Annotated in this window: 11 protein-coding genes; 7 read left to right on the top strand and 4 right to left on the bottom strand. The window is 60.1% G+C overall.

Annotated features, from left to right (window positions below):
• Positions 1-193: 193 nt before the first annotated feature.
• The 4 genes from P3T22_RS24510 to P3T22_RS24495 all read right to left on the bottom strand — a co-directional run bounded on the left by P3T22_RS24510 (position 194) and on the right by P3T22_RS24495 (position 5129).
• Positions 194-1261 carry a lipocalin-like domain-containing protein gene (locus P3T22_RS24510; RefSeq protein ID WP_429326397.1) on the bottom strand — a complete coding sequence of 356 codons (1068 nt, stop codon included), beginning with the start codon at positions 1259-1261 and terminating at the stop codon, positions 194-196.
• Between the two features lie 245 nt (positions 1262-1506).
• A complete protein-coding gene (locus P3T22_RS24505; protein ID WP_429326401.1) occupies positions 1507-4077 on the bottom strand; it encodes an FtsX-like permease family protein in 2571 nt (856 codons plus the stop codon).
• Entirely contained in the window at positions 4067-4816 is a 750-nt protein-coding gene (locus tag P3T22_RS24500) for an ABC transporter ATP-binding protein (protein WP_429326396.1), read from the bottom strand. The genes P3T22_RS24505 and P3T22_RS24500 overlap by 11 nt, the downstream gene beginning before the upstream one ends.
• Positions 4803-5129 (bottom strand): hypothetical protein, encoded by a 327-nt coding sequence (locus tag P3T22_RS24495; RefSeq protein WP_429326395.1) that lies wholly within the window; start codon positions 5127-5129, stop codon positions 4803-4805. The genes P3T22_RS24500 and P3T22_RS24495 overlap by 14 nt, the downstream gene beginning before the upstream one ends.
• A 29-nt stretch (positions 5130-5158) precedes the next feature.
• On the opposite strand from P3T22_RS24495, the gene P3T22_RS24490 reads away from it, so the two are divergent.
• From P3T22_RS24490 to P3T22_RS24460, 7 genes are all read left to right on the top strand, one after another.
• Positions 5159-5617 (top strand): hypothetical protein, encoded by a 459-nt coding sequence (locus tag P3T22_RS24490; protein WP_429326402.1) that lies wholly within the window; start codon positions 5159-5161, stop codon positions 5615-5617.
• A complete protein-coding gene (locus P3T22_RS24485; protein ID WP_429326394.1) occupies positions 5503-7056 on the top strand; it encodes an NADH-quinone oxidoreductase subunit M in 1554 nt (517 codons plus the stop codon). The genes P3T22_RS24490 and P3T22_RS24485 overlap by 115 nt, the downstream gene beginning before the upstream one ends.
• 375 nt (positions 7057-7431) lie before the next feature.
• On the top strand, positions 7432-8331 hold the full coding sequence (cyoA, locus tag P3T22_RS24480) for a ubiquinol oxidase subunit II (RefSeq protein WP_063500696.1): 900 nt from the start codon (positions 7432-7434) through the stop codon (positions 8329-8331).
• Positions 8332-8334: 3 nt separating this feature from the next.
• Positions 8335-10359, top strand: coding sequence for a cytochrome o ubiquinol oxidase subunit I (cyoB, locus tag P3T22_RS24475; RefSeq protein WP_429326393.1), 2025 nt, complete (start codon positions 8335-8337; stop codon positions 10357-10359).
• A complete protein-coding gene (gene cyoC / locus P3T22_RS24470; protein WP_063498974.1) occupies positions 10359-10976 on the top strand; it encodes a cytochrome o ubiquinol oxidase subunit III in 618 nt (205 codons plus the stop codon). Before cyoB ends, cyoC begins: the two co-directional genes overlap by 1 nt.
• Positions 10977-11333, top strand: a complete 357-nt coding sequence (cyoD, locus tag P3T22_RS24465) for a cytochrome o ubiquinol oxidase subunit IV (RefSeq protein WP_429326392.1) — start codon at positions 10977-10979, stop codon at positions 11331-11333. It begins immediately after the preceding gene.
• 650 nt (positions 11334-11983) lie between these two features.
• Positions 11984-13414: a mannose-1-phosphate guanylyltransferase/mannose-6-phosphate isomerase gene (locus tag P3T22_RS24460; RefSeq protein WP_429326400.1), complete on the top strand. Its 1431-nt coding sequence runs from the start codon at positions 11984-11986 to the stop codon at positions 13412-13414.
• Positions 13415-13534 lie beyond the last annotated feature (120 nt).

The raw sequence follows: 13534 nt of genomic DNA, 5'->3' as shown, positions 1-13534 counted from the left end.
ATTCCCGTGTGAAAGTAGGTAATCGTCAGGCTCCCCAGCATGTCCAGAAACCCCACCCCACAAAGGTGGGGTTTTTGCGTTTACGGCCGTAAAAAGCGGCCGTAAAAAGCGGCGGTAAATAACGGGCGTAAAAACGGGTGCAAATCGCCATGGCCGTAGTGGGCTCCCCGATTCGAGCAAAAAAGCGGGTACGTTACTCCTTCCCGATCCGGATCGCGTTCGCGTAACCCGTCAGCTCCAGATAGGCCCGTCCGACGTCCGCGCCGTCGCGGCTCACCCGCACGCCACCTTCCCAATACACTGCGCCGGTCGATTGACGAGAATCGAGTTCCTGGTCGTCCATTAACGGGTCGAGGCGCCACGTAAGCGCGCCGGTTTTTACCATCATCGAGACGGGATATAACGTGTTCGTGCGTGGCGAGCGCCATGTGCGAAGCGGAATGAAGTCGACCTGATCGCGGCTAAACGTCGTCACTTGACCGTCGCGATTTCTGAGCGCTGCATGTGCCCATACCGCGTGTCCATCGCGACTGCGGACCTTGAAAGCCATCAAGGCTGAACCATCCGTCAGGTTGGCGCCGAGCCAATCCCATCCGACCGCGTTGGTATCGAGCAGCGTGCTCGACCATTCGTGATCGAGCCACGCCGCGCCGGTAACGGCCGTTTCGCCCGTCGATTTGCTGCCTGCCGCGACTGGTCGAACTACGCTGCCGCTCACGCGCAAGTGCGGCTCGCTGTAGTAATAGCTCGCCTGCTCGGGCCGCGGACCTTTGCGGGAGTAGCCGCGTTCGCCCTGGAGCAAGGGCGCTTGCGTTGGCGTAAGCGAAAGATGCAGCGAGAAATTCCCGGCATCGACTTCAACGTCGTAGTGGCCGTCCCGGGAACGGATGATTTTCCATGCGTCGAGTTTCACGTCGGTAGTGTCCGGCTTCGCATACGCCAGCCCGAAGCCTTGGCGACCAATGCGCTGATCGTGTGTCAGATGACCTAGCGCAGGATCGCTTAACGCGGCATGAGCAATGATCAATTGCGAAGGTGCGAACGCACTCGGGTCCGCTGGGTCGTGACCGGTCGCCGAGCGAAAGAACGTGATCTGGAAACCGAGCGGCTGATTGTCCGGTGTCGTGAGCCAACCTGTTGCGTACCACCACTCGGTGCGAAAAGCCGCGTGTGCGCCGGCGTCTTGCGGCAGCACAATCGGATGCGCCGGCGTGACCGCTGCAAAAGCGGGTGTCGCGGCGACCGCAGAGGCGGTAGCCATCAAACCTATGCAAAGCAACGCCGCATGAATCGTAGCGCTCAGTCGCCGTGCACTTGCCAAGCGGCGCAGAGCAGCCGATGACTTGTTTCGAATGCTGTGCGCCAGGCAGATGCAACCGGCTCGATAAGAGCGCACGGCCATTTGGTACGCCGGCTGATATGTCGGTTGATACGTCGCTCGATTCGTCGACCCATGCGCCGCGTCATACACCGATTCTCGTGCCATCTCACGCGACGACCTGTCCATCACCAATCCTCCTTCACCGCGCGCACCGCGTCCACCGACACCGCGCCTCGTCCCGCAATCACCGCTGTCGAACACGACGAAGCCAGCATCACCAACGCCACCGTGCCGAGCACGGTCCATGGAACGTGCAGCGACATGCTCCAATGAAACGACTGCGGATTGACGACGAACACAAGGATCAGACTGATCGCGAAGCCGAGAACGAAGCCCATCGCGATACCGCAAGCGGTGAGCATCCCGCCTTCGAGTGCGAGAATCGCGAGAATCTGCGAACGGGTCACACCCACATGCCGCAGCATGCCGAACTCGCGGGCCCGTGCGAGTGTCTGTGCAGAAAACGTCGCCGCGACGCCGAACAGGCCGATGACGATCGCAACCCCCTCGAGAAGATAAGTGACGGCAAAACTTCGATCGAAAATAACCAGCGTACGCGCGCGGATTTCGCCCGGTTGCGACAGGTCCAGCGATGCACCGAAGGGCAGCGCACGCAGGCCGGCAATCACGCGTTCGACGCTCGTTCCCAGTTGAACGGCGACCGCCACATCCGTGGCGCCGGTGTCGGCGGTTAGACGCCGGTAATCCGAAAGCCGTATCTGGATCGCGCCGGTCTGACGCACGTAATCACGCCAGATGCCGGCCACAACGAACACGTGGCCGCGCTCGCCGAGCGGCAACAGCACGCGCTGGCCAAGCTTATATCCATACAGGTCGACCATTGCTTCGGATACCCAAACAGGTGTCTCGCCCGCATGCAACACGGAAGGCGGCAGCACCGCCCCATTCATCTGCAGATTCGCGCCTGGATCGGCGGCGTCGATTTCACGCGCGAGCACGGCGACATCAGGCCGTGCAGGGTCGAGCGTGAGATGCGAGGTGCGGGCAAACGCGGCGGTCTTGATGCCGGGCACCCTGCGCAGCAGAGTCTGTTCGTCGGGGCGCAAGCCGCCGGTGTCACCGTTCGGCGCCGCGCGAACGTACAGGTCGGCCGAGAGCAGATGACCCAACCAGTCTTCGACAGAAACGCGGAAGCTGGCCACCATGATCGCCATCGCGACGATCAACGCGAAGCTCGACAGCACGCCGCCCATTGCGATCGATGCATGGCCCGGCGCATTCGCGAGACGCGTCAGCGCGAGCGTGCTGGCCGCGCCGGCACGCCGCCGCGCGCCGAAAGCACGGCTCGCCGCGCCGAATATGAAGGCGGTCACGCGCGGCATCAGCGCAATCCCGCCAACCAGTAACAGCGCAACGGCCAGATAGCCGCCGACAGGTGCATCGAACAGCGGCGGCACCTGGGTGAGCACGGCGGCAATCAGCAGACAGGCCAAAGCGGGCCACGGCGTAGCGAGTCGTGCCAGCGCGCCTTCTTCGGCACCGGCTTTGAGCGCCGCCGCGGGCCGCGCATGCGCCGCCTCCAATGCGGGGGCAAGACTGCCTAATATCGAAACAGCGACGCCGAGTGTTAGAAACAATGCGGTCGCCAGCGGTTCGAAGCCAACCTGCGGTTGCACGCCGGGAAAGTAGCCGCCGCCCAGATCGCTGCCGAAAAAGCGCAACGCACCGCTCGCCAGCGCATAGCCGAGCGCGAGTCCGGACAGCGAGCCGAGCAGGCCGAGCAGCGCACCTTCCATCAGGATCTGGCGCAACAACTGGCCGCGCGTCAGTCCAAGCACGCGCAGCATCGCGAACTGGGCACGGCGTCGCACCACACCCAGCGCCTGCGTCGAAAACACGAGGAAGGCGCCGGTGAAAAGCGCCACCAGCGCGAGCACGTTCATATTGATTCGATAGGCGCGCGACAGACGATCGGTGCGGCTTTGCGCATCGCGCGTCTCGGAGATCACCCACCGGCTGCCGAGCCGCGCTTGCAGTTCACGCTTGAAGCGCTCGCGATCGACACCGCGTTTGAGTTGCACGTCGATGCGCGACAGCTTGCCCACCTTGCCGAACTTCCACTGAGCGGCGGCAATATCCATCACCGCGAGCCGCTGCCCCGGCCGGGTTCTCACGAGACCGCCGGCCACGCGCAAATGCACGATCGACGTGCCGTTTCGCAGCGCGACGTCATCGCCGATCTTCACCTTCAGCCATTGCTGCGCCGCCGCCGAGAGAAACACCGTATCAGCTGCGAGCGTATCGAACGGCCGTTGCGGCGACGGCACCCCGATCAGATCAGGCGCAATGCGGCTTGCCTTGAAGACGTCGATGCCGAGCACGGGCAGCGCGGCGCTCTGATCCGGCACGGTGACATCGAGAGAGAGTACGGGACTCGCCAGCGCTACACCAGGCTCAGTCGCCAAACGCGGATAGATGGATTCGTCGAATAGCGGTTGTGCTCCGCGCACCTGCAGATCGGCCTCGCCCGAGAGGCTGCGTGCCGCCGCCGAGAATTCATTGAAGGCCGCGCTGTTGATCAATTGAACGGCGTAGCCAAGCGCGACGCCGAGCGCGATTGTTGCAACTGCAACCAGTGCGCGTCCGCGGTGACTGCGCCACTCGGCGCCCAACAGCCAACGCGCGAGCCTGCGATGACCTCGCATTCGCTGCAGCGGGCGTGGGTCAGTGTGCATCATCGGCTGAACGTGCAGTGGATCGAAAGTCGGGGGGCGAGCCGGGAAACAGGTTGCGTCCGGACGACGGGTGCAAACCGCCGTCGCTCAGAATCAGGATGCGGTCCGCCACTGCCGCGGCTGCCTCCGAGTGCGTGACCATGATGGTGGCCGCACCGGTTGCCTTGCTTTGCGTGCGGAACAGGCCGAGGACCTCATGTGCGGTATCGGGATCGAGGTTGCCGGTGGGCTCGTCGGCAAGAATCAGTTTCGGACGATGCACGAGCGCCCGCGCAATGGCGACGCGCTGCAACTCGCCGCCCGACAGTTGCCGCGGGAAATCATCGCCACGGCCGCTCAAACCAACGGCCGCGAGCATATCGAGCGCGCCGGCCGTGGGTAGATTGTTGAGCAGCAGCGGCAGAGCGACATTCTGCGCAAGTGTCAGATGAGGCAGTACGTGAAACGCCTGGAACACGAAACCCAGTTTTTGCCGACGCAAGCGCGTCGCCGCGTTGTCATCCAGACGCGAGACCGTGCTGCCGTCGATGATCACGTCGCCGCTATCCGCGCTGTCGAGCCCTGCAATGAGATTCAACAGCGTCGATTTGCCGACGCCGGAGTCACCCATGATCGCGACGAATTCACCCGGCGCGAGCGTGAAATCCAGGTGTGCCAGCACGACGCGGCCGGCGCCATAGGTCTTGCCAAGCTCGCGGCATTCGAGCGCGGGAACGACACCTTCATCACGAAGTACCATGCGGTATCCGGTAAGTCTGGCCGGTGAGGGCGGCATCAAGCCGTGCGAAGAAACTACCGTGCTGCGCACGAGTATTGGCCACTGAACCGCCGAAGTATATTCGGGTTCTGTAAGGTTCGCAGGCGCGTGCCGCCATCAGTTGAACCCCGTCTGAAAGCAGGTCGATGAGTGGCTCGCGCGGGTCGTGTTTGACGCGCACGGACGCTTCTTTAGAGTGCCGGAACAAAAAAATTTTCGGTTCGTGGACGCGCTGGATTTTCTCCGGTTGCTCGAAATCGGCGTTGATTGCACGTCGTGCACTTGCATGAACCATTCCAGTGCATTCATTGCGTGGGAGTGTTCGTGCAAGACTGGCTGATCAACCGTCAACTGCCTTCTTCTGCATGCAAAAAGCATGGCGAATATCCCGTCAGGATGCATTTGTGCGCCCGCACATTTTTCGGCGTTTCGCAAGGCCACGCGTGGCAAAAATGCGTTACCAACGGCGTTACAGTGTTGTTGCGCTGCAAAAGTATTCTTATCTTGGTAATCTCCCACCTTGGTCATTCGACTGCGGGTAAACGTGAAGCGAGCCGTACCGTTTCAACGTCGATTTCAGCGAAATTAAGCCTACATATCCATTTCAATGCTTTCGTTTTTGAAGGCATTGAAGCGGCGTTTTGTATTTCAAGTTTTCAACCGAACACATGCCATTGCCTCCGCTTCTTAGCCTACTCATCTGGATCCCTATTGTTGCCGGCCTGGTGGTTTTGCGTGCCGGATCTGACGCGGCACGTAGCCGCACGCGATGGCTCGCGCTGATCGGCGCGGTAGCGGGTTTCGTGCCGGTGATTCCGCTCGTGTCGAATTTCCGCAACGACGTGACGTCGATGCAGTTCGTCGAGAACGCCCGCTGGTCGCCCACGTTCGATATCGCGTGGCATGTGGGGGTGGATGGGATTTCGCTGTGGCTCGTCGCGTTGACCGCGCTGACTACGATCATCATCGTGGTCGCCTCGTGGGAGTCGATCACCGAGCGCACCGCGCAGTACTTCGGCTCATTCCTGATGCTGTCGGGGTTCATGCAGGGCGTGTTCACGTCGATGGACGGCATGCTGTTCTTCATCTCGTTCGAAGCGACACTGATTCCGCTGTACCTGCTGATCGGTACATGGGGCAATTCGAACCGCTCGTATGCCGCGGTGAAGTTCTTCTTCGTCTCGTTCCTCGGCTCGCTGATGATGCTGATGTCGATGCTGTACCTGTACAGCCAGACGCACAGCTTCGACCTCGCGCTGTGGCGTGAAACTCACCTCGGCACTTGGGCGCAGGTGTTGGTCTTCCTCGGCTTCCTTGCCGCGTTCGGTGTGAAGGTGCCGATGTGGCCGCTGCATACGTGGCTGCCGGACGTCCACCTCGACGGCCCGACCGGCGCCGCCGTGATGATCGGTATGCTCAAGCTGGGCGGTTATGGTCTGCTGCGTTTCGCGCTGCCGATCGCTCCGCAAGCCAGTCACTTCTTCGCGCCGATGATGATCACGCTGTCGCTGATCGCGGTGATCTATTCGAGCCTGCTGGCACTCGTGCAGACCGACATGCGCCGCTTGCTCGCGTATTCGACGATTTCGCACATGGGTCTCGTGACGCTCGGCCTGTTCGTTTTCAACCGTATCGGCCAGGCCGGCGCAATCGTGCAGATGCTGTCGTACGGCGTGGTTTCCGGCGCGATGCTGCTGTGCACGGGCATGCTCTATGACCGCACGAAGACCGCTTTGATCGCCGAATACGGCGGCGTCGCCAATACCATGCCGCGCTTTGCCGCGTTCGTGATGCTGTTCTCGATGGCCAATATCGGCTTGCCGGGTACCTCGGGTTTTGTCGGCGAGTTCATGGTGTTGATGGGCACGATCCGCTTCAACTTCTGGATTGGCGCGATCGCGGCCTCCACGTTGGTCCTGAGCGCGGCCTACACACTGTGGATGTACAAGCGCGTGATTTTCGGCGCGATTGCCAACGCACGCGTTGCGAAGCTGCAGGACCTCGGCAAGCGTGAGTTCGTGTTGCTCGGCGCGATGGCTTTGCTGGTGCTGGCCATCGGCATCAATCCGAAGCCGTTCACCGATGCGATCGACCCTTCGGTCGGTACGCTGCTGGCTCAATCGGAACGAAGCGTACATCCTTCGGACTCTGCACCGGCTGACGGTGGCGAGCATCTGCAGGCGGCGGCGCCTACTGCCGTCGCGGCACGCACGCCGGGCTGATCAACACAAAGCTCTGAGCAGGGGCGGCATTCGTCACACGGGTGCTGCTTTTGTTGACGCATTTTTTCGCATCGGAACACGTTCATTTTTGAGCATCTGACGCGGCGCAACCATCCAGGTCGCGCTGCGTTTTAGCGCTTATATAAAGGGACTTTCGTGATCCGGCGATTCCACCGGTGCGTAATTGCAATAGAGCATTGCAAACCCGCACGTGCGCAAAGGCATGCGGCAACATGTCGCACGGTGTTGCGGTGTAATAGATCGTTGCAAATTCCAGTATTTATATCCGGTTGACGACCCCCTATTATGCGATCGCTTACTAAGGGAGAGCGGTCGAATGACGTTCGTTGAAGTCGTAAAAGAAGGGCAATGGATATGAAAGGAAAGACTCTGCGAGGGTCGATAGGCATCCTTTCCGCTGCCCTCATGTTGTTGCTCTCGGGTTGCAGCAACCTCGATATTTTGAATCCGAAGGGAAGTGTGGGGCTGGCGGAACGTGACCTGATTGCCACGTCGACGTGGGCCATGCTGATCGTGGTCGTTCCGGTTATCGCGCTCACGCTGCTGTTCGCATGGCGTTATCGCGCGTCGAACAGGCATGCCGAATACCGTCCGGGCTGGGTGCATTCGACCGGCATCGAAATCGCCATCTGGACGATTCCGACGCTGATCATTCTGTTTCTCGCCGTGCTGACGTGGAAGAGCACGCACGAGCTCGATCCGTATAAGCCACTCGAGTCGCAGGTGAAGCCGATCAACGTCGAAGTCGTCGCACTCGACTGGAAGTGGCTCTTCATCTATCCCGACCTCGGCATTGCATCGGTGAACCAGCTGGCGTTCCCGGTCGGCACGCCGGTGAATTTCGTCATCACGTCCGACACGGTGATGAACTCATTCTTCATTCCGCAACTCGGCGGCCAGATCTACGCGATGGCGGGTATGCAAACGCGTCTGCATCTGATTGCTGACGAGGCGGGCAACTATGCAGGCACCGCGGCGAACTTCAGCGGCAAGGGTTTCTCGGACATGAAGTTCCGTGCACTCGCTACGTCGCCTGACGAGTTCAATGCGTGGGTCGCCAAGGTACGCGCTTCGTCCGACCGTCTCGACATGGACCGCTACCACGTGGTGTCGGCGCCTACGGAGAAGGAACCGGTGCGCTACTTCTCGTCGGTCGATCCGAAGCTCTTTCACAACATCATTGCCCGATACAACAACGGTAACGTCCTCGACAACATGAAAGACGCTAACTGTGCGCCAAAGGGTAAGGGGTAACGCATGTTCGGAAAACTCTCACTAGACTCGATTCCGTACCACGAGCCGATCATCATGGTGACGGCTGCCGGGATCGCCCTCGGCGGTGCGCTCGTTCTGGGTCTGATCACCTATTTTGGCAAGTGGCGCTACCTGTGGACCGAATGGTTCACATCGGTCGACCACAAGAAGCTGGGCGTGATGTACATCGTGGTTGCGCTCATCATGCTGTTCCGCGGTTTTGCGGACGCGATCATGATGCGTACCCAGCTAGCGCTGTCGTATAACGCGCCAGGCTTCTTGCCGCCGCATCATTACGACCAGATCTTTACCGCGCACGGCGTCATCATGATTTTCTTCATGGCGATGGCGTTCATGGTCGGTCTGATGAACATCATCGTGCCGTTGCAGATCGGTGCCCGCGATGTTGCGTACCCGTTCCTCAACTCGTTGAGCTTCTGGATGACCGCGATCAGCGCGATCCTGATCAACATCTCGCTGGTGATCGGTGAATTCGCGCAAACGGGCTGGCTGGCTTATCCGCCACTGTCCGAATTGCAGTTCAGTCCAGGTGTCGGGGTCGATTATTACCTGTGGAGTCTGCAGCTCTCCGGTATCGGCACGTTGCTGACTGGCGTGAACTTCTTCGTGACCATCGTCAAGATGCGCGCGCCGGGCATGACGTTCATGAAGATGCCAGTGTTCACGTGGACCGCGCTGTGCACGAACGTGCTGATCATGGCCTCGTTCCCGATCCTGACCGTCACGCTCGCGCTGCTCGGTCTGGACCGCTACCTCGGCATGCACTTCTTCACGAACGACGGCGGCGGTAACGCCATGCTGTACCTGAACCTGATCTGGGCATGGGGTCACCCTGAGGTGTACATCCTGATCCTGCCGGCGTTCGGTATCTTCTCGGAAGTCGTGGCTACGTTCGCCAAGAAACCGCTGTTCGGCTACAAGACGATGGTCTGGGCAACCTGCGCGATCATGGTGCTGTCGTTCCTCGTGTGGCTGCACCACTTCTTCACGATGGGTTCGGGCGCTGACGTCAACGCGTTCTTCGGTATCGCGACGATGGTCATTGCCATTCCGACCGGCGTGAAAGTGTTCAACTGGCTGTTCACGATCTACAAGGGCCGTCTGCAGTTCACGACGCCGATCCTGTGGACCCTCGGCTTCATGGTCACATTCACGATCGGCGGTATGACCGGCGTGATGATGGCGATTCCAGGCGCGGACTTCGTGCTGCACAACAGCCTGTTCCTGATCGCTCACTTCCACAACGTGATTATTGGTGGCGTGCTGTTCGGCTACCTGGCTGGTTTCAACTACTGGTTCCCGAAGGCGTTCGGCTTCAAGCTGAATGAGAAGTGGGGCAAGGCGTCGTTCTGGTTCTGGCAGATCGGTTTCTGGGTTGCGTTCACGCCGCTGTACGTGCTGGGCTTCATGGGCATGACGCGTCGTCTGAATCACTATGACAATCCGGATTGGCATCCGTGGCTGATGTTCGCGTGGGTCGGTGCTGTGCTGATCGCCATCGGTATCGCTTGCCAGGTGCTGCAACTGGTCGTCAGCATCCGCGATCGCAACCTGCCGCAAAACCGCGACGTTACGGGCGATTCGTGGGACGGTCACACGCTGGAATGGGCAACGAGCTCGCCGCCGGCGTCGTACAACTTCGCGATCATTCCGGACGTGCGTGAACTGGACGCATTCGCTGAAATGAAGTTGCGCAAGAATCGGCCGAAGCCGGTGTATCGCGACATTCACATGCCGTCGAACACGTCCGCGGGTCTGGTTGTGGCGATGTTCTCGCTGGTGCTGGGTTTTGCCGCTGTGTGGCACATCTGGTGGCTTGCGATTGTTGGTCTGGTCGGCTCGATTGGTACTGTGATCATTTACAGCTTCCAGAAGAACGAAGGCTTTTACATCCCGGCCGCCACGGTTGCGGCGATTGAAGGAAAACGCTCCGGCGCCGGTGCGCAGGTCGCGATTGAAGAAAAACGCTCCGGCGCCGATGCGCAGGTCGCGTTGGAGGTGGATTGATGTCAAACAACACTCTTGCGGCGGGCTTGCATCATCACGATGCGCATCATGCCGATCACCCGCCGTCGCATTCGGTATTCGGCTTCTGGCTGTACCTGATGACAGACTGCATCATCTTCGCGTCGCTGTTTGCGGTGTTCGCGGTGATGCAGCACCAGTTCGCGGGTGGGCCGAGCGGTAAGGATCTGTTCGAGATCCCGGGCGTCGCGCTCGAAACGACGATGCTGCTGCTGAGCAGCATCACGTATGGCTTCGCGATGCTGGGTGCGCATAAGAACAGGAAGGGCGTGCTGCTCTTCTGGCTCGGCGTGACCTTCCTGCTGGGTCTTGCGTTCCTCGTACTTGAAATGCGCGAGTTCTCGCACCTGATCGCAGAGGGCGCAGGCCCAAGCCGTAGCGCGTTCCTGTCGTCGTTCTTTACGCTGGTCGGCACGCACGGTTTGCACGTGACGTGCGGCCTGATCTGGATGGTGGTGCTTGCCGTGCAGGTGATGCGTCATCGTGACCTGACCGAACGCGACATGATTCGCCTGACGTGCCTGAGCCTTTTCTGGCACTTTCTGGACGTCGTGTGGATCGGCGTCTTTACCTTTGTCTACCTTGCGAGCGTGATCTAAATGGACCATAGCCATCACTCACACCTGGCGCACCCGGACGAAGGACACGGGGGTGAAAGTCACGGCAGCATTGGCAGCTATGCGACGGGTTTCATCCTGTCGGTCATTCTGACTGTCGCGGCCTTCGGCCTCGTCATGAACGGGACGCTGACCGGCGAGAACGCATTGCTCGCGATCGCTGGCCTTGCGTTCGTGCAGATCATCGTGCACCTGATTTTCTTCCTGCACATGAATACGTCGTCGGCACAGCGATGGAACATCATGGCGTTCGGCTTTACGGTGCTCACGGCCGTGATTCTGATCATCGGCTCGTTGTGGATCATGCATAACGTCAGCATGCACATGATGTCGCGCTAGGCTGAAAACGGAGCAGGTTGGGAAGAACCCCCGCAAGGTGAAAGCCTTGCGGGGGTTTTCTTATGTATTCGCCATGACGGCGCCGAGACTGTCGTCAGGCGCTGTCACGCGACGGCGCGGTATATCAAAAAATAGAACCTGAGAGTAGTAGTGCGGCAACGCGAGAAGACCAGGACCGCCGGGACGTCAGTGTTGACGCTTCCGGCGGCGCCGCATTCGCACGGCTAAAAGCCGATCAGCTGATCGTTAGTTCATTTCGAGTGAAGAGTACGCCTTTGGCGGAAATGCTATGACGCATGATGGATTCCGTTGCGGTGACGGGCGACGATAAGGTGACAGCGGTGCTGGCCATGAATGACGGCCGGAACATCTGGTTGGACGATCCGCATGTCGCGCTGATGCTGCTGGTGTTTTTTGGCGTGCGCCGCACGACGGGTATGCTGTGGCGTGGGCTGGTGCTGGAGACTGAATTGCCCGCGCCGAAGTCCTCGCAGACGCTGATTGCACATTGCGCGGCGCCGCGCGCCGATCTCGCGCTGTTTGCCGCATGGATTGGAGTCGCTACGAATGCAGCTTATGCACCGGGATTGAATGGAGGCAAGGGGAGTCGGGGCGCGCAAATTCAAACAATATCTAGAGAGAAAAAGACCATGCAGATTCATCCAGTGATTCTTTGCGGTGGAAGCGGCACCCGGCTGTGGCCGATGTCACGCGGCGGATATCCGAAGCAATATCTCAAGTTGACGGGCGAAAACACGCTGGTTCAGCAAACCGTACTGCGCCTGCGCGGTATCGCCGACGTCGCATCGCCGATCGTAGTCACAAATAATGAACAGCGCTTTCTGGTGGCCGAGCAGTTGCGCCAGGTCGATGTCGTGTCGTCGGCGATCGTGCTCGAGCCGGCCAGCCGCAACACGGCGCCGGCTATCGCGGTGGCGGCGTTGCTGGCGTTGCGCGAAAGCCCGGACTCATTGCTGCTCGTTCTGCCGTCCGATCACGTGATTACAGGCGAGGCGGCTTTCGTCAAAGCGGCTGAAGCAGCGGCCCAGATTGCCAAAGATGGCTACCTGGTCACTTTCGGCATCACGCCGACTGAACCGCACACCGGCTACGGCTACATCCGTGCGGGTGCGAACCTTGTCGAAGGCGAACCGACGTTTGCGGTCGATTCCTTCGTCGAGAAGCCGGACGCAGCGACAGCGCAGCGTTTTCTTGAGGAGGGCAGCTACTACTGGAATAGCGGCATGTTCATGCTGAAAGCTTCCACCTATATGGAGGAATTGCGTCGCTACGAGCCCGAAATCGCGAAGCGGGCGGAGCTTTCGTTCGAGAGTGCGCAACGCGACAACGACTTCCTGCGTCTCGAAGCACAAAGCTTCTCGGCCTGCCCCAACATCTCGGTTGACCATGCCGTGATGGAGAAAACGAAGCGCGCCGCCGTGGTCGCGGTCGCGGATTTGGGCTGGAACGACATCGGCTCGTGGACTGCGCTTGCTGACATTGCGGAGCGCGATGTGCAGCACAATGCGCTGATCGGTGACGTGCTGACCGATGCCATGACCAATTCGTACATCCGCGCTGAACACCGGCTGGTGGCCGCGATCGGGTTGGATAACGTCGTGATCGTCGAAACCGCTGACGCCGTGCTCGTGGCGCATCGCGACCAGGTGCAGGACGTCAAAAAGATCGTTGCGCAGTTGAATGCCATGGGACGTCATGAGGCGGTCACGCACCGTCGCGTGGTGCGGCCGTGGGGATCGTACGAAGGGATCGACAGCGGCGACCGCTTCCAGGTCAAGCGCATCGTCGTCAGCCCTGGTGCGCAACTGAGCTTGCAGATGCACCATCATCGTGCGGAACATTGGGTTGTCGTCAAGGGTACTGCGCTCGTCACCAACGGCGATAAAGAGATCATCCTGAGCGAAAATCAATCGACGTACATTCCGCTTGGGGTGACGCACCGGTTGCTGAATCCGGGCAAGATTCCGCTCGAGTTGATCGAGGTGCAGTCCGGCGCCTATCTCGGCGAGGACGACATCGTACGGTTCGAAGACACCTATGGGCGTGTAGCGAAGGTTTAATAGCGATCACGACTGTTCGTAGCGCACACGGCGGCGACGTAATTGCCGTGTGCGGAGCGGCCTTCGTTAAGACGCCCGGCAGAGGCATAACGCATAAACCCCATGCGTCTCGGCATGAAG

Origin of the sequence: Paraburkholderia sp. GAS348 (assembly GCF_050434205.1) — a bacterium.
Lineage (GTDB): Bacteria > Pseudomonadota > Gammaproteobacteria > Burkholderiales > Burkholderiaceae > Paraburkholderia.
The sequence above is the reverse complement of the archived record's forward strand: the minus strand, read 5'-3'. Positions and strand labels throughout refer to the sequence as shown.

Excerpts from the sequence above, each read along its gene's own strand:
- cyoC (WP_063498974.1), top strand. The coding sequence starts at position 10,359 with ATGTCAAACAACACTCTTGCGGCGGGCTTGCATCATCACGATGCGCAT.
- P3T22_RS24495 (WP_429326395.1), bottom strand. The coding sequence starts at position 5,129 with ATGGTTCATGCAAGTGCACGACGTGCAATCAACGCCGATTTCGAGCAA.
- P3T22_RS24505 (WP_429326401.1), bottom strand. The coding sequence starts at position 4,077 with ATGCACACTGACCCACGCCCGCTGCAGCGAATGCGAGGTCATCGCAGG.
- cyoB (WP_429326393.1), top strand. The coding sequence starts at position 8,335 with ATGTTCGGAAAACTCTCACTAGACTCGATTCCGTACCACGAGCCGATC.
- P3T22_RS24460 (WP_429326400.1), top strand. The coding sequence starts at position 11,984 with ATGCAGATTCATCCAGTGATTCTTTGCGGTGGAAGCGGCACCCGGCTG.
- cyoA (WP_063500696.1), top strand. The coding sequence starts at position 7,432 with ATGAAAGGAAAGACTCTGCGAGGGTCGATAGGCATCCTTTCCGCTGCC.
- P3T22_RS24485 (WP_429326394.1), top strand. The coding sequence starts at position 5,503 with ATGCCATTGCCTCCGCTTCTTAGCCTACTCATCTGGATCCCTATTGTT.
- cyoD (WP_429326392.1), top strand. The coding sequence starts at position 10,977 with ATGGACCATAGCCATCACTCACACCTGGCGCACCCGGACGAAGGACAC.
- P3T22_RS24510 (WP_429326397.1), bottom strand. The coding sequence starts at position 1,261 with ATGGCTACCGCCTCTGCGGTCGCCGCGACACCCGCTTTTGCAGCGGTC.
- P3T22_RS24500 (WP_429326396.1), bottom strand. The coding sequence starts at position 4,816 with ATGGTACTTCGTGATGAAGGTGTCGTTCCCGCGCTCGAATGCCGCGAG.